Origin of the sequence: Reyranella sp. (genome assembly GCF_004297405.1) — a bacterium.
Classification (GTDB): domain Bacteria; phylum Pseudomonadota; class Alphaproteobacteria; order Reyranellales; family Reyranellaceae; genus Reyranella.
Map to the genome: position 1 here is coordinate 38,160 of NZ_SCVC01000006.1, position 24,653 is coordinate 62,812.

24 protein-coding genes are annotated in these 24,653 nt (G+C 66.6%); 15 read left to right on the forward strand and 9 right to left on the reverse strand.

The window, feature by feature from the left end; translation table 11 throughout:
* The first annotated feature begins 50 nt into the window (after window positions 1–50).
* The 7 genes from EPO50_RS02435 to EPO50_RS02465 all read left to right on the forward strand — a co-directional run bounded on the left by EPO50_RS02435 (window position 51) and on the right by EPO50_RS02465 (window position 7,691).
* Window positions 51–1,190: an acyl-CoA dehydrogenase family protein gene (locus tag EPO50_RS02435; RefSeq protein ID WP_296341055.1), complete on the forward strand. Its 1,140-nt coding sequence runs from the start codon at window positions 51–53 to the stop codon at window positions 1,188–1,190.
* Window positions 1,191–1,272: 82 nt separating this feature from the next.
* On the forward strand, window positions 1,273–2,484 hold the full coding sequence (locus EPO50_RS02440; RefSeq protein WP_296341056.1) for an acetyl-CoA C-acetyltransferase: 1,212 nt from the start codon (window positions 1,273–1,275) through the stop codon (window positions 2,482–2,484).
* A 22-nt stretch (window positions 2,485–2,506) separates the two neighbouring features.
* Window positions 2,507–4,756, forward strand: a complete 2,250-nt coding sequence (locus EPO50_RS02445; protein ID WP_296341057.1) for a 3-hydroxyacyl-CoA dehydrogenase NAD-binding domain-containing protein — start codon at window positions 2,507–2,509, stop codon at window positions 4,754–4,756.
* Between the two features lie 155 nt (window positions 4,757–4,911).
* Window positions 4,912–5,706, forward strand: a complete 795-nt coding sequence (locus tag EPO50_RS02450) for a hypothetical protein (RefSeq protein ID WP_296341058.1) — start codon at window positions 4,912–4,914, stop codon at window positions 5,704–5,706.
* 205 nt (window positions 5,707–5,911) lie between these two features.
* Window positions 5,912–6,364 carry a GyrI-like domain-containing protein gene (locus EPO50_RS02455; protein ID WP_296341059.1) on the forward strand — a complete coding sequence of 151 codons (453 nt, stop codon included), beginning with the start codon at window positions 5,912–5,914 and terminating at the stop codon, window positions 6,362–6,364.
* Window positions 6,365–6,503: 139 nt separating this feature from the next.
* On the forward strand, window positions 6,504–7,049 hold the full coding sequence (locus EPO50_RS02460) for a 2'-5' RNA ligase family protein (protein ID WP_296341060.1): 546 nt from the start codon (window positions 6,504–6,506) through the stop codon (window positions 7,047–7,049).
* A 78-nt stretch (window positions 7,050–7,127) separates the two neighbouring features.
* Window positions 7,128–7,691 (forward strand): 2'-5' RNA ligase family protein, encoded by a 564-nt coding sequence (locus tag EPO50_RS02465; RefSeq protein WP_296341061.1) that lies wholly within the window; start codon window positions 7,128–7,130, stop codon window positions 7,689–7,691.
* Between the two features lie 6 nt (window positions 7,692–7,697).
* Here the strand turns inward: EPO50_RS02465 and EPO50_RS02470 are convergent, their stop codons facing one another.
* Window positions 7,698–7,871: a hypothetical protein gene (locus tag EPO50_RS02470; RefSeq protein WP_296341062.1), complete on the reverse strand. Its 174-nt coding sequence runs from the start codon at window positions 7,869–7,871 to the stop codon at window positions 7,698–7,700.
* Window positions 7,872–7,894: 23 nt separating this feature from the next.
* Complete coding sequence (locus EPO50_RS02475; protein ID WP_296341063.1) at window positions 7,895–10,102, reverse strand: serine/threonine-protein kinase; 2,208 nt, start codon at window positions 10,100–10,102, stop codon at window positions 7,895–7,897.
* Window positions 10,103–10,307: 205 nt separating this feature from the next.
* On the opposite strand from EPO50_RS02475, the gene EPO50_RS02480 reads away from it, so the two are divergent.
* Window positions 10,308–11,009 carry a dihydrofolate reductase family protein gene (locus tag EPO50_RS02480; RefSeq protein ID WP_296341064.1) on the forward strand — a complete coding sequence of 234 codons (702 nt, stop codon included), beginning with the start codon at window positions 10,308–10,310 and terminating at the stop codon, window positions 11,007–11,009.
* A gap of 67 nt (window positions 11,010–11,076) precedes the next feature.
* Here the strand turns inward: EPO50_RS02480 and EPO50_RS02485 are convergent, their stop codons facing one another.
* Together EPO50_RS02485 and EPO50_RS02490 are read right to left on the reverse strand one after the other, a co-directional pair.
* Window positions 11,077–11,553 (reverse strand): PaaI family thioesterase, encoded by a 477-nt coding sequence (locus EPO50_RS02485; RefSeq protein ID WP_296341065.1) that lies wholly within the window; start codon window positions 11,551–11,553, stop codon window positions 11,077–11,079.
* Window positions 11,554–11,589: 36 nt separating this feature from the next.
* The gene (locus EPO50_RS02490) at window positions 11,590–12,534 is read right to left on the reverse strand and encodes an IclR family transcriptional regulator (RefSeq protein WP_296341066.1); all 945 of its coding nucleotides are present in this window, start codon (window positions 12,532–12,534) and stop codon (window positions 11,590–11,592) included.
* Window positions 12,535–12,855: 321 nt separating this feature from the next.
* Between EPO50_RS02490 and EPO50_RS02495 the strand changes: the two genes are divergently transcribed.
* Genes EPO50_RS02495 through dxs form a run of 3 tightly spaced genes read left to right on the forward strand, consistent with a single transcriptional unit; the run spans window position 12,856 to window position 16,033 of the window.
* A complete protein-coding gene (locus tag EPO50_RS02495) occupies window positions 12,856–13,110 on the forward strand; it encodes an exodeoxyribonuclease VII small subunit (RefSeq protein ID WP_296341067.1) in 255 nt (84 codons plus the stop codon).
* A gap of 11 nt (window positions 13,111–13,121) precedes the next feature.
* On the forward strand, window positions 13,122–14,054 hold the full coding sequence (locus EPO50_RS02500) for a polyprenyl synthetase family protein (RefSeq protein ID WP_296341068.1): 933 nt from the start codon (window positions 13,122–13,124) through the stop codon (window positions 14,052–14,054).
* Window positions 14,055–14,095: 41 nt separating this feature from the next.
* On the forward strand, window positions 14,096–16,033 hold the full coding sequence (dxs, locus tag EPO50_RS02505; protein ID WP_296341069.1) for a 1-deoxy-D-xylulose-5-phosphate synthase: 1,938 nt from the start codon (window positions 14,096–14,098) through the stop codon (window positions 16,031–16,033).
* A gap of 31 nt (window positions 16,034–16,064) precedes the next feature.
* On the opposite strand, the gene EPO50_RS02510 is transcribed toward dxs, so the two are convergent.
* The 3 genes from EPO50_RS02510 to EPO50_RS02520 form a co-directional block, all read right to left on the reverse strand.
* Entirely contained in the window at window positions 16,065–17,471 is a 1,407-nt protein-coding gene (locus EPO50_RS02510; RefSeq protein WP_296341070.1) for an amidase family protein, read from the reverse strand.
* Window positions 17,472–17,622: 151 nt separating this feature from the next.
* Window positions 17,623–18,285 carry a peroxiredoxin gene (locus tag EPO50_RS02515; RefSeq protein WP_296341071.1) on the reverse strand — a complete coding sequence of 221 codons (663 nt, stop codon included), beginning with the start codon at window positions 18,283–18,285 and terminating at the stop codon, window positions 17,623–17,625.
* Between the two features lie 68 nt (window positions 18,286–18,353).
* The gene (locus EPO50_RS02520; protein WP_296341072.1) at window positions 18,354–19,097 is read right to left on the reverse strand and encodes an SDR family oxidoreductase; all 744 of its coding nucleotides are present in this window, start codon (window positions 19,095–19,097) and stop codon (window positions 18,354–18,356) included.
* Window positions 19,098–19,234: 137 nt separating this feature from the next.
* Between EPO50_RS02520 and EPO50_RS02525 the strand changes: the two genes are divergently transcribed.
* The 3 genes from EPO50_RS02525 to EPO50_RS02535 all read left to right on the forward strand — a co-directional run bounded on the left by EPO50_RS02525 (window position 19,235) and on the right by EPO50_RS02535 (window position 21,014).
* The gene (locus EPO50_RS02525) at window positions 19,235–19,534 is read left to right on the forward strand and encodes a hypothetical protein (RefSeq protein ID WP_296341073.1); all 300 of its coding nucleotides are present in this window, start codon (window positions 19,235–19,237) and stop codon (window positions 19,532–19,534) included.
* Between the two features lie 50 nt (window positions 19,535–19,584).
* Window positions 19,585–20,322, forward strand: coding sequence for a TlyA family RNA methyltransferase (locus EPO50_RS02530; protein ID WP_296341074.1), 738 nt, complete (start codon window positions 19,585–19,587; stop codon window positions 20,320–20,322).
* 80 nt (window positions 20,323–20,402) lie between these two features.
* On the forward strand, window positions 20,403–21,014 hold the full coding sequence (locus EPO50_RS02535) for a trans-aconitate 2-methyltransferase (RefSeq protein WP_296341075.1): 612 nt from the start codon (window positions 20,403–20,405) through the stop codon (window positions 21,012–21,014).
* Here EPO50_RS02535 and EPO50_RS02540 read toward each other — a convergent pair.
* Together EPO50_RS02540 and EPO50_RS02545 are read right to left on the reverse strand one after the other, a co-directional pair.
* Window positions 21,011–21,991, reverse strand: a complete 981-nt coding sequence (locus tag EPO50_RS02540) for a class I SAM-dependent methyltransferase (RefSeq protein WP_296341076.1) — start codon at window positions 21,989–21,991, stop codon at window positions 21,011–21,013. The two genes, EPO50_RS02535 and EPO50_RS02540, sit on opposite strands and share 4 nt — an antisense overlap.
* A gap of 99 nt (window positions 21,992–22,090) precedes the next feature.
* Complete coding sequence (locus tag EPO50_RS02545) at window positions 22,091–23,143, reverse strand: alcohol dehydrogenase (RefSeq protein WP_296341077.1); 1,053 nt, start codon at window positions 23,141–23,143, stop codon at window positions 22,091–22,093.
* 254 nt (window positions 23,144–23,397) lie between these two features.
* Here EPO50_RS02545 and EPO50_RS02550 point away from each other — a divergent pair, with 254 nt between their 5' ends.
* Complete coding sequence (locus tag EPO50_RS02550) at window positions 23,398–24,624, forward strand: amino acid ABC transporter substrate-binding protein (protein ID WP_296341078.1); 1,227 nt, start codon at window positions 23,398–23,400, stop codon at window positions 24,622–24,624.
* Window positions 24,625–24,653: the final 29 nt, after the last annotated feature.

Genomic DNA, 24,653 nt, shown 5'->3' on the forward strand with positions numbered 1-24,653 from the left:
CCAAAGTCCCTATAAGAAGGACATCGAAAAGAGTTCAGGAGGAAGAGTCCGTGACTGCTTTGGCCGCCCATTACACGCCCGAACACCAGATGTTCCGCGACACCTGCCGGCGGTTCTTCGAGAAGGAAGTGATGCCCTTCCACATGAAGTGGGAAGAAGAGGGCGTCGTGCCGCGCGAGCTGTGGCGCAAGGCGGGCGAGCAGGGGCTGCTCGGCATGACCATGCCGGAAGAATATGGCGGCGCCGGCGCGGACTTCCTCTACAGCGCCATCCTGATCGAGGAGCAGGGCCGCGCGCTCGCGACCGGGCCGTCCTTCTCGCTGCATAACGACATCGTGGTTCCCTATCTCCTGCACTACGGCAACGAGGAGCAGAAGAAGAAGTGGATCTCCAAGGCCTGTAGCGGCGAACTCGTCACCGCCATCGCCATGACCGAGCCTGGCACCGGCTCCGACCTGCAGTCGGTCAAGACCACCGCCGTGATGGACGGCAACCACTGGGTCATCAACGGCTCCAAGACCTTCATCTCCAACGGCCAGCTCGCCGACCTGGTGATCGTCGTCGCCAAGACCGATCCCAAGCTCGGCGCCAAGGGCACGTCGCTGATCGTCGTCGAGCGCGGCGCCGAGGGCTTCACCCGCGGGCGCAATCTCGAAAAGATCGGCATGAAGGCGCAGGACACGTCGGAGCTGTTCTTCGACAATGTGCGCGTGCCGGCCGATCACCTGCTGGGCGGTCCGGGCATGGGCTTCATCCAGCTCATGCAGCAGCTCCCGCAGGAGCGGCTGGTGATCGCCATCCAGGCGGTCGCCGCGATGGAGGCCGCGCTCGAACACACGTTAGCCTACGTCAAGGAGCGCAAGGCCTTCGGCAAGGCGATCATCGATTTCCAGAACACGCGCTTCAAGCTGGCCGAGCTCAAGACCAAGGCCAAGATCGCGCGCGTCTTCGTCGACGACTGCATCGCCAAGCACCTCAAGGGCGAGCTCGACGTCGCCACCGCGGCGATGGCCAAGTACTGGACCACCGACCTGCAGTGCGAGCTGATCGACGAGTGCCTGCAGTTCCACGGCGGCTACGGCTACATGTGGGAATTCCCGATCGCGCGCCTCTACGCCGACGCGCGCGTGCAGAAGATCTACGGCGGCACCAACGAGATCATGAAAGAGCTGATCGGCCGCACTTTGTAATTTGGAGGGGGCATGACCCCTCCGCCCCTTCGGGGCACCTCCCCATTTGAATGGGGAGGGGAGCGAAAAAAGGAGAGAAGCCATGACCGACGCATATATCTACGACGCCGTTCGCACGCCGCGTGGCAAGGGCCGCAAGGATGGATCGCTGCATGAAGTGACGCCGGTGCGTCTGGCCGTCACCGCCCTGCAGGCGGTGCGCGACCGCAACAAGCTCGACACGCACCTGGTCGACGACATCGTGCTGGGCTGCGTCATGCCGATCGGCGAGCAGGGCGCGGACATCGCGCGCACCGCGTCGGTGATGGCTGGCTATGCCGAGAGCGTCTCGGGCGTGCAGATCAACCGCTTCTGCGCGTCGGGCCTCGAAGCCACCAACATGGCGGCGGCACAGGTCATGTCCGGCCAGAGCCAGGCCACGATCGGCGGTGGCGTCGAGAGCATGAGCCGCGTGCCCATGGGCTCCGACGGCGGCGCCTGGGCGGTCGATCCTGGCGTGTCGATCCCGATGTACTTCGTACCGCAGGGCGTCTCGGCCGACCTGATCGCCACCAAGTATGGCATCAGCCGCGACGACGTCGATGCCTATGCCGTCGAATCGCAGAAGCGCGCCAAGGCCGCGTGGGACGCCGGCTACTTCAAGAAGTCGATCGTGCCGGTCAAGGACCAGAACGGCGTCGAGCTGCTGAACCACGACGAGCTGATGCGTCCGACCACGACCATGCAGACGCTGGCCGCCCTCGAACCCAGCTTCAAGATGCAGGGCGAGATGATGCCGGGCTTCAACGCGGTGGCGCAACAGCGCTATCCCGAGGTCGAGAAGATCGTCCACGTCCATCACGCCGGCAATTCGTCGGGCATCGTCGATGGCGCGGCCGCGATCCTGCTCGGCACCAAGGAGTTCGGTGAGAAGGCCGGCCTCAAGCCGCGTGCGCGCATCCGCTCCTTCGCTTCGATCGGCTCGGAGCCCGCGATCATGCTGACCGGTCCGGCGCCGGCGTCGGAGAAGGCGCTGAAGCGGGCCGGCATGTCGGTGAACGACATCGACCTGTTCGAACTGAACGAGGCCTTCGCGTCGGTCGTGCTGCGCTACATGCAGATCCTCAAGATGCCGCACGACAAGATCAACGTGAACGGCGGCGCCATCGCCATGGGCCACCCGCTGGGCGCCACCGGCGCGATGATCCTGGGCACGCTCCTCGACGAGCTGGAGCGCCGCAACCTCTCGACCGGCCTCGCCACGCTCTGCGTCGGCGGCGGCATGGGCACCGCCACCATCATCGAGCGCGTGTAAGCGTCTTCAGGGAACAGCGACCATGATCAACTACAACGTCGACAGCGACGGCATTGCCACCATCACGTGGGATATGCCCGGCCGCGCCATGAACGTGCTGAACGAAGGCTCGATGACGGCCTATGCCGGCGCGCTCGAAACCGCCCTGAAGGACGACAAGGTCAAGGGCATCATCCTGACCTCGGGCAAGGACAGCTTCATCGCCGGCGCCGATCTCGAAATGATCCTCGCCCTCGACACGTCCGACGCGTCGAAGCTGATGGAGCAGTTCAGCCAGCTCCAGAAGATGTTTCGCCACCAGGAGACCGGCGGCAAGCCGATCGTCGCGGCGATCAACGGCACGGCGCTGGGCGGCGGCTTCGAGATCTGCCTCGCCACGCACTATCGCATCGCGGCGGCCAACCCGAAGACCAAGCTCGGCCAGCCCGAAGTGAAGATCGGCCTGCTGCCGGGCGGCGGCGGCACGCAACGCATCCCGCGCCTGATCGGCGTGATGAACGCAGCACCCATCCTGCTCGAAGGCAAGGAACTCACCGTCGATGCCGCCAAGGGCCTCGGCCTCGTCAACGAGGTCGTGCCGCCGGGTGAGCTGCTGGCCCGCGCCAAGGCGTGGCTGACGGCACCGGCGACCGAACAGGTCGTGCCGGAATATGCCGGCAAGGGCGCCAAGCCGATCGACGGCCGCGCCGTGCAGCCGTGGGACCGCAAGGGCTTCAAGACGCCGGGCTTCCCCGGCGGCCAGGTGTGGAGCCCGCCGGGCGTCCAGACCTTCATCGGCGGCGCCGCGATGGTGCGCGGCAAGACCAACGGCGTCTATCCGGCGCCCAAGGCGATCCTGAGCTGCGTTTATGAAGGCCTGCAACTTCCCATTGATGCCGCGCTAAAAGTCGAGACGCGCTACTTCGTCTCGCTGCTGCGCGACCCCGTCGCCAAGAGCATGATCCGCACGCTGTTCTTCGGCCTGCAGGAAGCCAACAAGCTGGTGCGCCGTCCGAAGGGCGTGGCCAAGCAGGAATACACCAAGATCGGCGTGCTGGGTGCGGGCCTGATGGGCGCGGGCATCGCCACCGTCTCGGTGCAGGCCGGCCTCGACATCGTGCTGATCGACCGCGACCAGGCTGCGGCCGACAAGGGCAAGGCGCACATCGCTGACGAACTCGACAAGCTGGTGAAGCGCGGCCGCCTCGACCAGGCCAAGCGCGACGCGCTGCTCGCCAAGGTCACGGCGACGCCGGACTTCGGCGCGCTGAAGGATTGCCAGCTCGTCGTCGAAGCGGTGTTCGAGAACCGCGACGTCAAGGCCGAGGCGACCAAGAAGGCGGAGGCGTCGCTGCCGGCCACTTCAGTGTTCGCGTCGAACACCTCGACCTTGCCGATCACCGGTCTCGCCGAAGCCTCGTCGCGGCCGGATCACTTCATCGGCCTGCACTTCTTCTCGCCGGTCGAGAAGATGCCGCTGGTCGAGATCATCGTCGGCAAGAAGACCTCGCCCGAGACCTTGGCGCGGTCGATGGACTTCGTGCAGAAGATCCGCAAGACGCCGATCGTCGTGAACGACAGCCGCGGCTTCTTCACGTCCCGCGTCTGCGGCGCCTTCATCAGCGAAGGCCATCGCCTCCTGAAGGAAGGCGTGCCGGCGGCGATGATCGAGAACTGCGCGCGCTACGCCGGCATGCCGGTGGGCCCGCTGTCGCTGAACGACGAGGTCGCCATCGATCTGTCGTGGAAGATCATGGACCAGACGCGGCGCGATGCCGAGGCGGCCGGCCAGAAGTACGAGGGCAGCGGCACCGAGGACATCCTCGAGCTGATGGTGAAGAAGCTGGAGCGCTTCGGCCGCAAGAACGGCAAGGGCTTCTACGACTATCCGGCCGATGGCAAGAAGCGCCTGTGGCCCGAGCTGCAGAAGCACTTCCCGGCCGACCCCAAGCTCCTCTACGGCGAGGGCGAGGAGAAGCGCGCCAAGGAGGACGAGATCAAGAAGCGCCTGCTCTATGTGCAGGCGGTCGACACAGCACGCTGCCTGGAGTCGAACGTGCTGACCAACCCGCAGGACGGCGATGTCGGCTCGATCATGGGCCTGGGCTTTGCGCCGCAGACCGGTGGCGCGATCAGCCTGATCGACCAGGTGGGCATCAAGACCTTCGTGGCCGAGTGCGACGCGCTCGCCAAGAAGTACGGCTCGCAGTTCGAAGTGCCGAAGCTCCTGCGCGACATGGCCGCCAAGGGCCAGAGCTTCTACGCCAACTATCACGCTGCGAAAGCGGCGTAAGTTAATGCCGGGGGCGCGCCACTCCAGTGGCGCGGTCATGATCATGAATCGCGCCAGTGGACTGGCGCGCCCCCAGCAGCAACTGCTTTGATCTTCCTCTTCGGCGAAGTACAACGGCGCGAAGGCCGATGAACGCCGATAGAGGAGACGACGCCGTGGACGCCAAGGAAATCGCCGCACTCGCCGACCGTATTGCCGAAGGCCGGCGCTCCAAGTCGACGATGGATTGGCTCGCTGCCGCGACAGCCAATCTGTCGGAGCCCGACGCCTACAAGGTGCAGTTCGCCGTGCAGGACCGGCTGGAAGCGATCGGCTGGGGCAAGCGCGCCGGCTGGAAGGTCGCCTTCGCAGTGCCGGCGCAGTACGAGCCGCTGAAGCTTTCGGGTCCGGCCTTCGCCGGCATCTACGAAGGCGGCATCCGCCAGAGCGGCGAGGTCTTCGAGAAGGGCTGGCCGCTGAAGGCCGGTATCGAATGTGAGATGGTGGCGCGCATCGCCAAGGACGCGCCCGCGGGCAGCGCGCCGTACACCGCCGAGACGATCAAGCCGTACATCGCCAATCTCTACTGCGGCATGGAAGTGGTCGAGAACCGCTACGGCGACGTCTCCAAGCTGGGCGGCCCGGGCCGCATCGTCGATGACGTGCTGCAGGCCGCCTGCATCGTCGGCACTGAGATCAAGGACTGGCAGACGCTCGACTTCGCCACCGTGCAGGGCCGCTCCGAGCATGAGGGCAAGGAGCTGGGCGCCGGTCCCGGTGCCAACGTGATGGGCGGCGCGCTGATCTCGCTTGCGTGGCTCGCCAACCGCCTGATCGCCAACGGCAAGATGCTGAAGGCCGGCGAAACGGTCCTCACCGGCTCGGTCCACCCGCCGCAGTTCCTGCCGGGCCCCGGCAAGGCCAAGTCCGAATTCAAGGGCATCGGCAGCGCCGAGATCACCGTCAAGTAAGTCGCCGGGGGCGCGCCAGTCCACTGTCGCGATTCATGATGATGACCGCGCCAGTGGACTGGCGCACTCCCAGCAAACCTCCCTGAAGAGATACATCTCCGCTGCCGGATAGAAGTCCGGCAGTCGCGCACGTCATCGTTCGCGCGGTTGACAGGGGCGGCGTGTCGCCTGATAGTTAACCGACTGGTTACATATTGGGGGGCGCATGGCAGCCGAGTGCAGCATCGTGACGGTCGAGCGGCAGCTCACGGCCGTGGTGAAGGTCGAGGCGCCGATGAACGAGCTGATGCAGGCGCATCAGTCTGCGCGGGCGAAGATCAACGACGCCTTGTCCAAGCTCGATGTCGGGCCGGTGGGACTCACCTGCACGCGCTGGCGGCCGCCGGTCGATGGCGTGATGCCGATGGAGCCGGGCACGATCGTGGCCAAGGACTTTGCCGCGCACGGCGATGTCGTTGCGTCGGAGCTGCCCGCCGGCCGCGCCGCGCACTTCGTGTTGAAGGGCGGCTTCGAAGGGTTGGGCGGCGCCTGGCAGAAGCTCTTCGAGTGGTGCGCTGTGGAGAAACTGACGCTCGCCGGCCTCAACTGGGAGGTCTATGGCGCGCCGGCCGCCGATCCCGCGCAGCAGGAGACCTACCTTTACGCAAAGTTGGCGTGACGACCGCTAGATATGGCGTCGTGCAAGAGTCGTTTTGATTCTTCTTGCCTTGGTCCTGGATGGGAACATAACATGAACATACCGCCGCTCGCAGACACCGTCTGAGACGCCGCGGATCAAGCCAAAGTAGGGGGATCAGATGACTGCTGCACGGCCGACCGATCGCCTGTTCTTCGCCGTCCTGCCTGATCCCGCGACGGCGGTGCGCATCGCGACGCTGGGCGAAACCTTGCGCAAGGAGCATGGGCTTGGTGGCAAGCCGATCCTGCCGCAGCATCTGCACATCACCCTGTGGCATGTCGGCGATGCCTTCTGGCCGCCGTCGAACGAGCTGATCGCCAAGCTCGTGCGTCGCGCCGCCTATGTCGAGATGCCGTCGTTCCGCATCGCCTTCGATCACGCCATGAGCTTCAGCAACGGCGCGTTCGTGCTGGGCGGCGAGGATGGCATTTCCGGCCTCGAAATGCTGCACGCCCGCTTACGTGCCGTGCTGACGATTCCCGGTCTTCGCCGTCCCGTCGGCGTCTCGGGATTCACGCCGCACATGACCTTGCTGCGGGACCAGAAGCATGTGCCGCTGCAGCCCATCAACGAGATCGTGTGGACGGCACGCAAGTTCGTGCTCGTGCACAGCCTGTTGGGCCGCACCACGCACCGTCATTTGGCGCATCTGCCGCTCGCCTGAATCCTGCGGGTATCGATCCCCGCAAAAACTTCCCGCCAGAAAAAATTAGTTCGTCTTTCCGGAACAAGGAGAGAGCGTATGCGTAATGCGCACATGCCCCTATGGTTCTTTGGCCTCTGTCTGTCTGCAGAGGCACAGCAGCGTACCGTCACACTGTTCGATCGCCTGTGTGAGGATTGGCTGTTCGACACGCAGCCTGCACCCATCACCCGCCGCCTGCACGTCACACTCTTTCCCCTCGGCTCGTTCGTCGATGCGCCGCCGGGTGCGGTCGCCGATGCGTGCGCCGCTGCCGGCTCGATCGGCGGGGCGGCCTTCGACGTGTCGTTCGACCGCGCCGTCAACCGGCGTGGCACGCAGATCGCGCTGACGGCCGACAAGCCGTGCAACGCGCTGTTCTCGTTCCAGCAGAAACTGTGCGCCGCGCTGCGCCACGTCGGCATGCGCGCCGTCAGGGGCTGGACGTTCGATCCGCACGTGACGCTGCGCCATCGCGAGAACATTCTCGTCGATCAGCCGGTGCAGCCGGTATCGTGGCGCGTCGACGAGTTCGTCCTGATCGAAAGCCTGCAGGGCAGGACGATCCACAATCACCGGCGCACGTGGTCGCTGAACAGCGCCGACCTCACGGTCGCTGCGTAGGTTTCTTCAGCCAACCGGAACGGTTTCGACCGACGCTTTCTCGTAGCGGCCGCGATGGCCGCAGAAGAGGCACGTCGCCTCGAACGGCTCGGGCAGCTTCTCGACAGGCTGCCCGGTCGACGTCGTCACGCCGAACTTCTCGCCGCACTTCTGGCAGGAAACAAAGGAAGCGGTCTGCATGAGTGCAGGATAGCGCACACAGCCTACCGGCACCGAACGGTAACGTTGAAATCCCGGCCGCCCACCCCGGCGCGGCCGGCGGCCGTCAGCAGGCCGTTGACGACCCGGCCCGACATCTGCGCAGTGAAGCGCTGATTGATGTGCGTCTGCTGGCCGACGCCCTCGTAGGTCAGCGACACGTTGCCGGCCGCATCGATGCGGCCGCTGACGACGTTGCGCTTGGTGGTGTCGGCCTGGGACACCCAGCTGTCGCTGACCTCGCCGTTGCGGACGGTCATGCTCGCGTACCAGCAGCTCGGCGGAAAACCCTGGTAGGCCGCGCGGCACCATTGCGACCGATGGGTGCCTTCGCACTGTCCCGCTGAGCCGGCCGCGGCCGGTGCTGATGCCGATGATGCCGGCGGAGCTGCCGGGGCGGAGACTGGTGGCGAGGCTGGCGGCGACGCCGGTGGCGCGACGGGAGGCGGGGCCGGAGCCTGGGCGAGTCTCTTCTGCTCCTCGTCGTAGCGCGCAAGGGCTGGCGCTGCCTCGCGCAGCAGCGTCGTCTGCTGGTCGTGCGTGAGGTAGCCCGTCGCGGCCTGGCCGGTTTTCTTCTGCCACGCCGCGATCATCTCGCGCGATCGGGCGCCGAAAACGCCGTCGCTGCCGCCGGTCGCGAAGCCCAGCGACGTGAGCGCGACCTGAAGGCGCTGGCGGTCGGAATGGCCGAGCCGCAACGCCGTCTCAGCCGCTTCGGCTCCCTTGCGATCGGCTTCCGCCGCGCGCAACTGTGCGGCGGCTTCCTCCTGTGCCTTCGCGGCCGCCTCGGCGTCGGCCTTTGCTTTGGCAGCAGCGTCCGCCGCAGCCTGCGCCTCGGCCTGGAGTTTGGCGTCGGCAGCCGCCTTCTGCCGTGCCGCTTCCTCGGCCGCCGCCTTCTCGCGGAATTCCTGCTCGATGCGCGCCCGGAGCGCCGCTTCCTCGTCGGCCTTGCGGCGGGCTTCCGCCTCCGCACGCAACCGCGCCGCTTCTTCCTGGGCACGGTCGGGCACCAATGGCACCGCTGGCGTCGCGGGCGCCACTGGCACCGCGGCAGCCACCGGAGACGGCGATGCCGACGATGATGCCAACGATGGCGATGTCGACGTTGGCACACCGGTACCCAGCGCGAACCAGCTGCCCGCCGCGACAAGCAGCAGAACGGCGGCAGCGGCGGCGATCTTCACGCCACCACGCGAGCCATGCGGCGAAGCAGGAGGCGTCGCCGTGGCGGGTGACGGTGACGGCGGCAACGACTGCGACGACGGCGATGCAGGCGCCTTGGCCGCCATCACCACCGTTGCCGGCGGTGCGGCATTGCCCGCCAGCAGAGCTCGCCATGCCGCGACGGATTGCGGCCGGCCAGCGGCACGCACGACGAGGGCGGCGTCGATCCCGGCGAGAAGCGCCTTGGGAAAGGCGCGCCCCGAACCCGCCAGCGGCACGAGCTCATCATCCACCATGCGGTCGATGGCGTTGCGCGGGGGCTCCCCCGTGATGGCGTGATAGAGCGTAGCTGCCAGGCTGTAGATGTCGGTCCACGCGCCCTGTTGGGCCGAGGTGAACTGCTCGACCGGTGCGTAGCCCGGCGTGAACACCGCCGTCATGGCCTGCGTGCGGCCGGCGATGGCGGCTCGCGAGGCGCCGAAGTCGATCAATGTTGGCTGGCCTTTGGCGTCGAGCAGGATGTTGGCCGGCTTGATGTCGCGGTGAAGGAAGCCCGCGGCGTGGACCTGCTCCAGGCCGTCGAGCAATGGCGCGAGGATACTGTCGATCGCGGCGGCATCGAGCGGGCCAGCGCGCACGATGCGCTCGTGCAGCGTCTCGCCATCGACCAGCTCCATCACGAGATAGGCCGTGCCGTTGGCCTGGAGGTAGTCATGGACCTTCACGATGCCGGGTGCGCGATGAAGTGCGGCCAGCGTGCGGCCTTCGGACACGAAGCGCTCCAGGCCCCAGGCCAGATCTTCCGCCGCGCTGCGCGAGCGCGGGACGACGGTGACGCCGTCCTTGCGCACGGCCAGCGCGGTGGGCAGGTATTCCTTGATGGCGACCTGGCGGCCGAGTTCGGCGTCGACGGCACGATAGGTGATGCCGAAGCCGCCCTGGCCCAGCACCGCAACGACGCGGTATCGGCCTATGGTCTGGCCGGGTTGGAGTGTCACCAAGTCGACGTCCGGTCGCGTACTTCCGTCGTCGTCAACGCCTTCAGCCATGGACGCACGCCTCCGGAGAGCGCGCATGCGCCCAAAGGTCGGACAAGACGCCTAGTCGACCTCAGGGTGAGACCCGCATGGCCCGGAGTCGAGTGGCCAACCTAGGGCCAAGGGCCGGCCGCGAGCTGGCCAGACATCACGCCTCCCTGGCAGCCGGCCCGGCGCTCCACAGCCTGATCGACCGGTTTCGGCTAAGGTGCCGCGCATGAAACCGTATGTTCTTTGCCACATGGTGTGCAGCGTCGATGGACGCATCTGGGGAAGCCGGTGGCGGCCGAAGGCCAATATCGTGCCCAACCTGTTCGAGCGTCTGCACGATCAGATGGGCGGCGGCTCGTGGCTGTGCGGCCGCGTCACGGCGCAGGAATTCGCCAAGGGCACGGAGCCGCACTATCCGCCGACCGACCAGGTGTTTCCGCGCGAGAACTGGTTCGCGCAGCGCGAAGCGAAGGCGTGGGGCATCTTCCTCGACGGCAAGGGCAAGGCGGTGTGGGCGCGCAAGGATATCGGCGGCGACCCCATTCTCGCGATCCTGACGGAAGCGGTGCCCGACCGGCATTTGGCGGGGCTGCGCGCCGACGGCGTGTCCTACATCTTCGCCGGCAAGAGCGAGATTGATCTCGCCGCCGCGCTCGAAACGCTCAATCGCGAACTCGGCATCGAGCGCATCATGCTGGAGGGCGGCGGCGGGGCGAACGGTGCGCTGCTACGCGCCGGGTTGATCGACGAGTTGAGTCTCGTGATCTGCCCGGTGATCGACGGCAGCACAGGCGGGCCGATCGTGTTCAATTCGGGCGATGTCGATCTGGGGCCCGCGCCGATCGAAAGCATGACGCTCGTGAGCCACGAAGTGCTGGAGGGCGGCACGATGTGGCTGCGGTACAGGCTCGGCGCGACGGCTTCGTAACGCCGGGGGCGCGCCAGTCCACTGGCGCGATTCATGACCGCGCCACTGGAGTGGCGCGCCCCAGCAGCTACTCCGCGGCCTTCTGGTCGAGGAAGGCGAGGGTGCCGTCGCTGCGTTCGCCCTTGAGGTAGCGGAAGGTGCCGGCGCCAGTGGCGATCAGGTCGCCGCTCTGGTCGTAGATCTCGGTTTCGGCGGCGAAGGTGCTCTGGCTGGTCGAGGGACGCCAGGCGCCGAAGATCGTGAGTACGTCGCCCTCGCGGGCCGCCTTGATGAACTGCGTCGTGAAAGCCAGCGTTACCGAGAGGCGGCGCGCGGTCGCGGTCTCGTTGAAGGTGCAGGCGAAGCCGCTCGCGGAATCCAGCAGCGTCATCAGAACGCCGCCATGCAGCAAGCCGTTGGCGTTGCATAGTTCCGGCCGCACCTTGAGGCGCATCTCGACGAAGCCGGCGCACCACGCCACGACTTCATGGCCGATCAGGCCATTGAAGCCGCGGAACTCATAAGGAGCGACCGGCCGAGCGCCGGCCGGTCGTTGAATTGCCATCTGTAGAAGATCGCGTCTGGAAGGAGAGGGCGCGCCTTAGCGACGCGCCATCGCCGACATCGGCGGCCGCATGTGATGGCCGTTGCCGTTGCTCATTGCCGGACGAACGGCCGGGCCCTGCGGCGAAACCATCGACGGCTGCGCGGCCATGCCGGTGCGGATGTCGCGCGCGATCTTCACCAGGCGCGGACCCCAGTCGGCTTCGAGACGGTCGCGGCTGATCTGGTAGATCGGCGCCGAGGCGTTGACGGCATAGGCCGCCGTGCCATCGGAGTTGCGGAGCGGAGCGCCGACGCCACACAGCTCCGGCAGCCACTCACCCCAGGTCACGCAGAAGCCGCGATCCGCCAGCTCCTTGAACGAGCGCTCCAGACCGGTCTTCACCTTGGTCCAGTCGTCGCGCCAGCGGCGGCGAATGGCGTCGAGCTGCTTGTTGCGGTCGACGTCGGGCAGCGAGAAGAGGTAGGCGCGGCCCATCGCCGTGCTCGCCATCGGCACGCGCGTGCCGACATCGTGGGTGATCGCCACCACGGACGGACCGCGGCAGGCTTCGAGGTAGATCATCGAGTGACGGTCGCGGCCGCCCAGCGCCGTCGAGGCGTTGAGGGCATGGGCGAGCTGCTCGAGCGGCGCGCGCGAGGCGCGGCGGACGTCCATGCTCGAAATCGCGGCGTAGCCCAGCGCCAGGACGGAGGCGCCCAGCTCGTACTTGCGGAAGCGGCGGATGTAGTTGAGGTAGCCCAACTCGGTCAGCGTGTGGGTCAGGCGGGCAACGGTCGGCTTCGGCAGGCCGGTGCGGTGGGCGATCTCCTGGTTGCCCAGCATGCCTTCACCGGCATGGAAGGCGCGGAGGATGTCCAGGCCGCGGGCGAGCGCGGTAACGAACTGACGGTCCTTGGAGCTGGATCCCTCGGCCAGGCCGTTCTCAATGGAGCTTTCGAAGGCTGCAGTGCGTGTGACGAGATGGCTGACGTTGCCCATGCGTTTAACTCCTCGGGTAAATGGCCGTTTATTTCTTTGCGGGGCGGAACGTGCCATCGCGGTGCCGATGTAGCAATCGTGAGACGGCGATTTTGGCGTGCGAACATGCAGACCGGCCATGTCCCAAAAGGGGGATTCGCTTATCCAGAGTTGTGAAAGGTCGAAAAAGCGCACGGAATGGGTCATTTTTCGTCGAAATTGGTGACGCGGCGCGCACCTTTCGGTACATCGCTGGCACCTTTCGGAGCAGGCGACTACGATCCGGCCGTCCCCCGAGCTCCCCGAGTTCCCTCACGCGAGCCCAAAAAATGAGAGGCGAAATTGGCTAAAGAACCCTCGCTGCCCAAGGATATTGCCGCGCTCTCGTTCGAGGATGCGCTCAAGGAACTGGAGGGCATCGTCCAGCAGCTCGAGCGTGGCCAGGTGAAGCTCGACGAGGCGATTTCGGCCTACGAACGGGGCGCGCTGCTCAAGCGCCACTGCGAACAGCGGCTGGCCGAGGCCAAGATGAAGGTCGAGAAGATCGTCTTCGCCGCCGACGGGTCGGTTGCCACGCAGCCCGCCGATCTCGGCTGAGCGCTGCGTCCATGCCCCTGTCATCGTACCGCCAGTTCGACGCCGCGCTGTCGTTCGCGGCCGAGTCCGTCGAGCGCACCATGGACCGCCTGATGCCCCTCGATCAGGGCGGCGATCCCACCGGCGAAGCGCGTGTCGTCGAAGCGATGCGCTATTCCAGCCTGGGCGGCGGCAAGCGGCTGCGCGCCTTCTTCGTGCTGGCCTCGTCGACCCTGTTCAAGGTCGGCAAGCTGCCGGCGCTCCGCACCGCCAGCGCCATCGAATTTCTGCACGCCTATTCGCTGATCCACGACGATCTGCCGGCGATGGACGACGACGATCTGCGCCGCGGAAAGCCGACGTGCCACAAGCAGTTCGACGAGGCGACGGCGATCCTGGCGGGCGATGCCCTGCAGGCGCTGGCCTTCGAGGTGCTGGCGCATGAGGACACGCACGGCGATCCGGCGGTGCGCGTCGCCCTGGTGACCGAGCTGGCGCGGGCCTCCGGCGCGCACGGCATGGTAGGCGGCCAGATGCTCGATCTGCTGGCCGAACAGCGTGCGAAGGAGGGCGGCGAGCCGTTGTCGATCGGCTCTATCACGCGCCTGCAGCGGTTGAAGACCGGTGCGTTGATCTCCTTTTCGTGCGCGGCGGGTGCAATCCTCGGTAAGGCAAGTGACCATCTGCGCGCGGCACTCTCAGCCTACGCGCACGATCTTGGGCTCGCCTTCCAGATCGTCGACGACCTCCTCGATGTCGAGGGCGACGCGGCAGAGGTCGGCAAGGCGACGGGCAAGGATGCCGCGGCGGGCAAGGCCACCTTCGTGTCGATTTTGGGCGTGGAGCGGGCGCGGGCGCAGGCCGGTCTGCTGGCGCGACAGGCAGCCGCGCACCTCGAACCGTTCGGCGGTTCCGCAGACTTGCTAAAACAGGCGGCTAATTTCGTCGTTGCCCGCCGCACTTGAGACGGGGACGCAAGCCGCCGCGCGGGAGTATAGTAATACGCATGACTGGCCAGAGTACGCCCAAGAGCACGACGCCGCTTCTCGACACTGTCGACACGCCCGCCGATATCCGCCGCCTGCGCAGCGAACAGTTGCGCCAGCTTGCCGACGAGTTGCGGCAGGAGACGATCTCCGCCGTCTCCGTCACCGGCGGCCATCTCGGCGCCGGGCTGGGTGTCGTCGAACTGACCGTGGCGCTGCACTACGTGTTCGACACGCCGCGCGACCGCGTGATCTGGGACGTCGGCCATCAGGCCTATCCGCACAAGATCGTCACCGGGCGTCGCAGCCGCATCCGCACCTTGCGCCAGGAAGGCGGCCTCTCCGGGTTCACGCGGCGCAGCGAGAGCGAATACGATCCGTTTGGCGCGGCGCACTCCTCGACCTCGATCTCGGCCGGGCTCGGCATGGCGGTGGCGCGCGATCTCGCGGGCGGCAACAACAACGTGGTCGCCGTGATCGGTGACGGTGCGATGAGCGCCGGCATGGCCTACGAGGCGATGAACAATGCCGGTGCGCTGCGCAGCCGGCTGATCGTGGTGCTGAACGACAACGACATGTCGATCGCGCCGCCGGTCGGTGCGCTGTCGGGCCATCTCTCGCGCCTGCTCTCGGGCCGGCCCTATGTGACGTTGCGCAATCTCGGCCGCGGCATCGCCGAGAACCTGCCCAAGCCGCTCGAGCTGGCAGCCAAGCGCGCCGAGGAATTCGCGCGCGGCTTCGTGGCCGGCGGCACCCTGTTCGACGAGCTGGGCTTCTACTATGTCGGCCCGGTCGACGGTCACAATCTCGACCATCTGCTGCCGGTGCTGAAGAACGCCCGCGACAGCAAGCTCGACAAGCCGATCCTGGTCCATGTCGTCACCAAGAAGGGCAAGGGCTACGCGCCGGCCGAGGCGAGCGACGACAAGTACCATGGCGTCGTGAAGTTCGACGTCATCACCGGCAAGCAGTCCAAGCCGGTGGCCAACGCGCCGCAATACACGGCCGTGTTCGCCAAGGCGCTGATCGCCGAGGCCGAGGTCGACAAGAAGATCGTGGCCATCACCGCGGCGATGCCGTCGGGCACCGGCCTCGACAAGTTTGCCCAGCGCTTCCCCGAACGCACCTTCGACGTGGCGATCGCCGAACAGCACGGCGTCACCTTCGCCGCGGGCCTGGCGACGGAAGGCTTCAAGCCGTTCACGACGATCTACTCGACCTTCCTGCAGCGCGGTTACGACCAGGTGGTCCACGACGTGGCGCTGCAGAAGCTGCCGGTGCGCTTCGCCATCGACCGCGCGGGTCTCGTGGGCGCCGATGGCGCCACGCATGCCGGCGCCTTCGACGTCGCCTATCTCGGCTGCCTGCCGGAGTTCGTCATCATGGCCGCGGCCGACGAACTCGAACTGATGAACATGGTGGCCACGGCCGCCCAGATCGACGACCGGCCCTCGGCCTTCCGCTATCCGCGCGGCGAGGGCGTGGGCGTCGAGCTGCCGGCCAAGGGCACGCCGATGGAGATCGGCAAGGGCCGCGTGCTGAAGGAAGGCACCAAGATCGCCATCCTGAACTTCGGCGCGCGCCTGCAGGAGTGCCTGGTGGCGGCTGAGGATCTCGGCGCCAAGGGGCTCAGCACCACCGTGGCCGATGCGCGCTTCGCCAAGCCGCTCGACACCGACCTGATACGCCGCCTTGCGCGCGAGCACGAGGTGCTGATCACCATCGAGGAAGGCTCGGTCGGCGGCTTCTCGAGCTTCGTGCTGAACTATCTCGCGACCGCGGGCCTGCTCGACCACGGGCTGAAGGTCCGCCCGATGATCCTGCCCGACCGCTTCATCGACCACGCTTCGCCCGCGAAGCAATACGACTGGGCCGGCCTCAACGCCCCGCAGATCGTCGCGACCGCGCTCAAGGCACTCGGTTCGCTGGGGGCGCGCCAGTCCACTGGCGCGTCATGAACCGCGCCGCTAGAGCGGCGCGCCCCCAGCGCTAACGCGGGTCGATCGGCGTCAGCTTCGGCGTGTGGGCTTCGATGATTTCGGCGGCGCCGAGGCAGAGGTCTTCGCGGAAGCGGCCGGCGACGATCTGGACGCCGACCGGGACGTTACCGACGGCGCCGGTCGGCACGGAGACGCAGGGCAGGCCGAGCACCGGCATCGCCAGCAGCGAGCGCTGCGCATCCATCATCGCCGTAATGGTCGCTTCATCCTCTTCCTGATCGAGGCCGTTGCGGAACGGCAGCACGTGCGACACCGGCAGCACGACGATGGGGAAGCGGTCGAGGAACAGCGACCACTCGCGCATCATGGCCAGCCGCGTGCCGAAGCCATCGAGGATGGCATCGCTGTCCATCTCCGGCGCATAGCGCAGATGGCCATCGAGGTTGATCTGGCTGGTCTTGTCGCCGAACTGGCGGATCAGCGGCGCGAGCCCACGGCGCTCTTCACCGACGACCAGGCGATGCCAGAGATCGGCGGCTTCGCCGAGCCGCGGCGGTGGCGTCTCGACGACGGTATAGCCTGCATCGGCTAGAGCGCGGCCGGCAGCGCGGATGCCGTCGCTTACTTCGGGTGCGGTGTCGCCGAACGGATCCGGCACCAGCGCGACTTGGATCGGTCGCGGCGGGGCGGGGCCTTGCAGCGGTACCGGCACCCAGTTGGGATCGCGCGGATCGGGCGCGGCCATGGCGAGCAGGCCGAGACGTACATCGGCGACGGTGCGGGCAAGCGGTCCCTGCACGGACATCATCTGCGCCGTGATCGGGCGCTCGGTCTTGCCCGAAGGATTGTAGGCCGGCACGCGGCCGGGCGTGGGCCGGAGCCCCGCGACGCCGCAGGCATAGGCGGGATAGCGGATCGAGCCGCCGAAATCGTTGCCATGGCCGATCGCGCCCATGCCGGCGGCGACCGCCGCGGCCGCGCCGCCGCTCGAACCGCCCGGCGTCAGCGCCGCGCTCCACGGATTGCGCGTCGCGCCATGCAGCGCGTTGTCGGTGAACCAGCGATGCGAGAAGGCGGGCGTGTTGGTGCGGCCGACGATGATTGCGCCGGCGCGGCGCAGGTTGGCGACGGGCGGGCTGTCCTCGGTCGCGATGACGTCGCGGAAGGCCTCGACGCCGTTGGTCGTCGCGTGGCCCTTCTGGTCGATGTTCACTTTGACGGTGACGGGCACGCCGTGCAGCGGCCCGAGCGGCTGGCCGCTGCGGCGCTGCGCATCGGCGGTGCGCGCGGCCGTCAGCGATTCGTCGGCCAGGACTTCGACGATGGCGTTGAGCGTCGGATTGACGGCGGCGATGCGGTCGAGGGTCGAGCGCGTGGCTTCCTCGCTCGAAATCGCGCCGCTGCGAATCCCCCGCGCCAGGTCGACCGCCGACCAGCGCCACAGTTCATTGGTCATTGTTTTGTTCTCTCCCCGCCCAAAACAAAACCTCACCCTGAGGAGCCACGCGAAGCGTGGCGTCTCGAAGGGTGGGCATCAGGCAAGGTGCTCGTGCCCATCCTTCGAGACGGCGCTTCGCGCCTCCTCAGGATGAGGTGGTACTTCTTCCTTAGTCCTTCGGCTGCGGGACGATGCGCAGGTAGGGCTTCGGCGACTTCCAGCCGCCCGGGAACTTGGCCTTGGCCTGCTCGTCGGAGACGGCGGGGACGATGATCACGTCTTCGCCCTTCTTCCAGTTCACCGGCGTGGCGACCTGGTGCTTGGCGGTAAGCTGGCAGCTCTCCAGCAGGCGCAGCACTTCGTCGAAGTTGCGGCCGGAGCTCATCGGATAGGTGAGCATCGCCTTGATCTTCTTGTCCGGGCCGATGATGAACACCGAACGCACGGTGGCATTGTCGGCGGCGGTGCGGCCTTCCGACGTCGTGCCCGCGCCTTCCGGCAGCATGTCGTAGGCGGTCGCGACCTTCAGTTCGGGATCGCCGATCATCGGGAAGGTGACGGCGTGGCCTTGAGTCTCCTCGATGTCCTTCGCCCACTTCGAATGGTTGGTCACCGGATCGACCGAGAGGCCCAGGATCTTGGTGTTGAGCTTGTCGAACTGCGGCTTGAGGCCGGCCATGTAGCCGAGCTCGGTGGTGCAGACCGGCGTGAAGTCCTTGGGATGCGAGAACAGGATGGCCCAGCTGTCGCCGATCCACTTGTGGAACTCGATCGGGCCCTGTGTCGTCTCGGCCTGGAAGTCAGGCGCGGTGGAATTGATGCGAAGCGTCATGGTGAAACCTCCTGTTGGTTCGGAAACCGACTTTGCGGACGCTAACTCAACTCTTCCCGGGGATCGGGTCAAGCCTTGGAAGGAATCCAGCTCAGCAGCCCCAATCCACCATCGACTTCTACCGTCGTACCCACGACATAACGGCCAAATCTTTCCGACAGTATCGCGACGGCCACCTGCGCGATGTCGTCCGGAGTGCCCGCACGACCGAGAGGGATTTGCGCCACCAGCCCGCCGAGATCGTTGGCCACGAAGCCGCCGCCCGGAATGGCGCCGGGCGCCAGCGCATTGACGCGAATGCCGTCCGGCGCCAGCACGCGCGCCAGCTCCTTCATCGCCATGGTCATGCCGGCCTTGGCGGCGCTGTAGTGCGCCAGATTACGCGGCATCAGGCGATGTTGAGAAGTGATCAAAAGGATACGGCCCTTGATCCCTGCGTCACGCATGTGGCGACCGGTCTCGCGCGCGAGGAAGAAGCCCGAGCGCAGGTTGATGTCGAGCATGGCATCCCACGTCTCCTCGCTGACCGAGAGCGGCGTGTCGACTTCCTGGCGGCGCGGGCTCGCGGCGTGGACCAGCAGCGAGATCGACCCCAGCTCCTTCACGGCGCTGTCCAGAAGACTCTTCCAGCCGTCGCGCTTCGAGAGGTCGGCGGCGAGGAAGTCGATGCCGTCGGCGACGGGCGGCGGTGTGATGTCGCTGCCGAGGACGATCGCGCCCTCGGCCTTCAACGCCTGTGCAATGCCGCGACCGATACCGCCGGCGCAGCCCGTGACGAGGGCGCGTTCGCCCTCCAGAAGTTTCGTACTCATGCCAGATGTTCCTGCCTCTGTTTGACGGCCGTGGCGCACTCCAGGCCGTTTCGGAAGTCAATTTGGGAATGTTGGTCGGCGTCAGGCCGCCCTATAGTAGCAGGGCGTTCGCGCATCATTGGCTGGGAGAAAAGAAGATGTTTAGGGGCTTTGCGAAACTGATGCTCGTCGTGGGCATCGGCATGACCGGGGCGGCCTGCGTAGACGACGGCAATCCCGCGCCGCGCAACTACTATCCGGCAGCGCCGGCGACCTACTATCAGCCTCCGCCGCCGGGCTACAACAACCCGTACTACCGGAACGACGGCAGCGGCTACACCACGGTGACCGTGACGAACCGCGGCCAGAACGGCAATCGTGACGACGTCGTTCAGCAGCGTGTCGCCTGCGGAAGCCAGTACTACGACGGCTACCGCCAACGAATCGCGCGGTGCTGATCGCATCCATGCGCGCGTTCATGTGAAGCGCGCAGAAGTGTAGGCATCGAGTGACCAAGACACGATTGGACGTCGCGCTGGTGGAGCGCGGGCTCGCCGAAACGCGCGCCGCGGCGCAGCGCCTGGTGATGGCGGGGCTCGTCTTCTCGGGCGAACGCCGGCTCGACAAGGCGGGGCAGGCGGTGGCCGACGAAACGACGCTAGAGGTGCGCGGCCAGCCGCATCCCTATGTCTCGCGCGGCGGGCTGAAGCTGGAACGCGCGCTCGACTTCTTCTCCATTCCTGTGACGGGCCGCATCGCGCTCGATGTCGGCTCGTCGACCGGCGGCTTCACCGACTGCCTGCTGCAACGCGGCGCCGCCAAGGTCTATGCCGTCGATGTCGGCACCAACCAGCTCGCCTGGAAGCTGCGCACCGATCCGCGCGTGGTCTCGATGGAGAAGACCAACATCCGCGATATCACGCGCGCCGAGATTCCCGATCCGATCGAGCTGATCGTCTGCGATGCCTCGTTCATTGGCCTGCGCACCGCCTTGCCGGCAGCGCTTGCGCTCGCGGCACCCGGCGCGCATCTCGCGGCGCTGATCAAGCCGCAGTTCGAAGTCGGCAAGGGACGGGTGGGCAAGGGCGGCATCGTGCGCGATCCCGCGCTGCACGACGAAGTCCGCACGACCATCTCGACCTGGCTCGCCGAACAACCCGGCTGGACCGTGCTCGGCACCACCGACAGCCCGATCGAGGGCGCGGAGGGCAACAAGGAGTTTTTGATCGCAGGCCAGCGTCAATGAGCGGCTCGCTGCCTCGCTGAAAACGAGCTACAGAACGGCCTCCAGCTTCTGGCGCGTGTCGCCAATACAAGGAGGCTCCCATGGGCAGCTCGCGCAGCCATTGGGAAGATGTCTATGCCGCCAAGGCCGAGACGGCGGTGAGTTGGTATCAGCGCCATCCGGTGCGCTCGCTGCAGATGATCGTGGCGGCGGCACCGGATCGGGCGGCGCCCGTGATCGATATCGGCGGCGGCGCCTCGACCCTGGTCGACGACCTGCTGGCCGAGGGCTTCGGCGATGTCACCGTCCTCGATGTAGCGGAGGCCGCACTCGCGAAATCGAAAGCGCGGCTCGGATCGGCGAAGAGCAAGGTGTCGTGGATCGTCGCCGACATCACGCAATGGAAAGCGCCGCGGCACTATCAGGTCTGGCACGATCGGGCGGTGTTCCATTTCCTGACCGACACTGCCCGTCAGGACGCCTACATCGCCGCCCTCGAAGACGCCACCCGGCCCGGCGCGACGGTGATCATGGCGACATTCGCGCTCGACGGCCCCGAAAAGTGCAGCGGCCTTCCGGTGCAGCGATACAGCCCGCAAACCCTGGCGGCGCGGTTGGGGCGCTCCTTCCAGTTGATCGACGAGGCGCGGGAAACGCACATGACTCCCGGCGGATCAGAGCAGCACTTTTCCTACGCGGTGCTGCGCCGCTAACGAACCGCCTTCGTGATCTTGAACTTGTTGTTGTCGGCGAGCGTTTCGAAGCTGGTGAAGTTCGCCTTGAGCGTGGGCTCGTAGGGCAGGCCGCGGTTGGCGACCATGTAGAGGCGGCCGCCGGGCTTCAGCGCGCGCGACGCGGCCTCGATGATCTGCTGGCCGAGCGATGGCGTGGCGGCGCGGCCGCTGTGGAAGGGCGGGTTGCAGACGATGGCGTCGTAGGTCGCGGGTGCGGCTTCGGTCACGAGATCGAGCCAGTGGAACTTCGCCCGTGCATCGGTGACGTTCACCTCGGCGGCTTCGAGCGCGCGATGCTCGGCGTCGATGCCGTCGATGCTCATGACGCCAGGGCAGTGGGCCAGCACATGGCGCGCGAGGAACCCCCAGCCGCAGCCGAAGTCGGCGACCGATCCCGCGAGATCGCTCGGCAAATGCTGAACGAGAAGGGCCGATCCGTCGTCGACGCGATCCCAGGAGAAGAGGCCGGGCTGGCTTTTCCAGGAACCGTCGCCGACCGGCTGCAATGTGGCGAGCTGGCGCCAGTAGTCGGGCGGGGCACGCTCGCCCTTGGCGAACCAGAAGACGCGGCTGTGGAACTTGAAAAGCTGGTTCGCGCCGTCGAACGCCTTGGCGACGTTCTTCTCCAGGCTCGCCGCGCCGTCTTCGTTGGCGCCAGCGCAGGCCAGCACGCCGCCGGGCACGAGAAGATCCCAGGCGCGCGCGATGTTGGCGAAGTTCTCTTCCTTGTGCTTGGTCAACAGCACGAGGCCCTGTCCGTAGCCCGTCTCCGTGAGGCGCGGCACGACCTTCCAGTGCGCGCGCTTCAGGCGCAGGTACTCCGGCCGCAGCGACTGCTCGGCATCGACATCGCCCAACGTGCCCGGCTCGGCACGCAGCAGGAACGTCCGTCCCTCCGGAGCGACGAGCGCGCCGATCTCGAAGGCATGGGCGAGCGCCCGCCCGGCCTGGCTCATGGTGGGAGTCTCCTCAATGCTGGGGGCGCGCCAGTCCACTGGCGCGGTCATGATCATGAATCGCGCGACTGGAGTCGCGCGCCCCCGGCATGCTTCTGCTTAAGGCACCAGAACCGCGCGGCCCATGATGAGGCCCTTGCGCAGTTCCTGCAGCGTGGCATCGGCTTCGTCGAGCTTGCGCTTGATGACCGGCACGGGCGTCACCTTGCCGGCGGTGACGAGGTCCATCATCTCCTTCATCTCGGCCGGGCTGCCGGTGACGGAACCCACGATCTGGCAGCCGGTGAAGGCGAACATCGGCAGTGGGATCGAGAAATTGCCGCCGAACAGGCCGACGATGATCAGCCGGCCACCGCGGCCGAGCGCCTTCAGGCCAAACTGCGCCGAGCTTTCCGCGCCGACGAAGTCGATGGCCGCGCCCACGCCGGTGCCGCCGGTCAGTTCCTGGATCTGCTTGCGCGCATCCTTGTCGCGCGGATCGAGCGCGGCGATGGCGCCGTTCTCCAGCGCGAGCTTGCGCTTGTTCTCGTCGATGTCGGCCACGATCGGCTGATGGCCCAGCACCGACTTGGCGAAGCGCACGCCCATCAGGCCGACGCCGCCGGCGCCGATCACCAGGATCGGCTTGCCGCCATCCTGGCCGACCGCCTTCTTGACCGCGCCGAACGCCGTGATGCCAGAGCAGGCATAGAGGCAGGCCAGTTCCACCGGCAGGTTGCCGTAGGGATAGAGATATTTCGCATGCGGCACGAGGACATGGTCGGCATAGCCGCCGTCGTTGTTGACGCCGAGCGCGCGCGGGGTCGGGCAGAGATGCTCGATGCCGCCGTTGCAGTACCAGCACTTGCCGCAGCCGATCCAGGGATAGACCACCGCGTTGTCGCCGACCTTGGCGCCCTTCGCGTCGGGACCGACGGCGACCACTTCGCCCACGATCTCGTGGCCCATGGTGCGCGGCGGGTTCATGGTCTTCTGCGTCGAGACCTTGTTGCCGCCGCCCATGTCGAAGAAGCCTTCCCACAGATGGACGTCGCTGTGGCAGACGCCGGCAGCGGTGACGCGCACCAGCACTTCCGTGCCCTGCGGGGCGGGGTTCGTCTCCTCGACCTTCTGCAGCGGCTTGCCGAATTCGACGACCTTGTAGCTCTTCATGGCGCAACTCCCGTGACTTCTTCCGGCGCCAGCATAAAGCATCTGGAGGTCGTTCATGCCAGCACTGCGACGACGCGTGCTGGTGGTGAAATCACTCGATGGGATCTCCTTTGATGTCATTGACGAGAGTTACTGAGCGGTAACGTTTCTTCGAAAGTTTCGAAACTTTCGAAAATCCGTTTACAGCTCGAAGATGTTTCGCCACGATGCCCCGCGACGGCGCGCCAAAAACAATGCGCCGCGCGGAGGAAACGATGACTAAAGGGATGGGCGCGTCGCGTCGGCGCACTTTCTTGGGCGGAGCACTGGCTGCGACGGCGGGGCTGATGGCAGCGCCGGCAATCGTGCGCGCGGCGCCTTCAGGCAAGCCGGTCCGCGTCGGCGGCACGCTGTCGCTGACGGGCTTCCTGGCGCAGACCGCCGTCATCCACAAGATCGCCTCGGAGATCATGGTCGAGGAGATCAACAGCCGTGATGGCTTCCTCGGCCGGCCGGTCGAATTCATCCTGCTCGACGACCAGTCAAAGCCCGACGTGGCGCGCAGCCTCTACGAGAAGCTGATCACCGTCGACAAGGTCGACCTGATACAGGGGCCATATGCGACCGCACCGATCCTGGCGGCGATGGGCGTGGCGCAGCGCTACGGCAAGGTGATGATCCAGAGCAGCATGGGTATCCCCAAGCTGCAGACCTACGACATGGCGTTTCCCGCGACGCCGTTCGGGCCGGAGCCGGACAAGAGCTATCCCAACGTTCTGCTCGATGCGATGGCGACGCTCTCGCCCGCGCCCAAGACGATGGTGGTGCTGACCAGCAAGTTCCCGTCGGCGCAGTTCATGGCGCAGGGCATGCGCGTCGAGGCCGAGAAGCGCGGCGTGAAGGTGCCGCTCTTTCTCGAATACGAAGCCGGCAACCGCGACTTCGGCGCCATCGCTGCCCGCGTGAAGGAAGCCAACGCCGATTTCCTGTGGGTCGGCTCGCTGGGCCTGGAGAGCAACCAGATCCTCGAGGCGTTGCGCAAGCTCGACTACAAGCCGAAGAACAGCTTCCACCTCTATCCCGCGCCGGGCCCGCTCGCGCTCTCGCCCGACGGCAACCTCGTCTGGTGCTCGACCTTCCTCGAACCCGACGAGCCCTTCATGAGCCGGCCGGGCGTGAAGAGGATCGCCGAGCTCTACAAGGAGCGCGCGACCAAGGCGAACCTGCCGTATCCCATCATCGACGCGCAGGCCGCCGGCATGGTGTCGGAGTGGCAGATCCTTGAGCAGGGCGTGAACGGCGCCAAGAGCCTGGAGGACAAGGCGATCGCCGCCTGGCTGAAGAAGAACGTCGTCAACACGATCTACGGCCCCACCAAGTTCGACGGCCCCTTTAACCACGGCGCGCCGGCTCAGTTGATCCGCCAGGTTCAAAACAAGGAATGGAAGGTCGTCTGGCCGAAGGAGTTCGCCGCCCCCGGCGTGAAGCTGATCGGGGGCTGAGGGTGAAAACCTTGTGCAATCGATTGCAC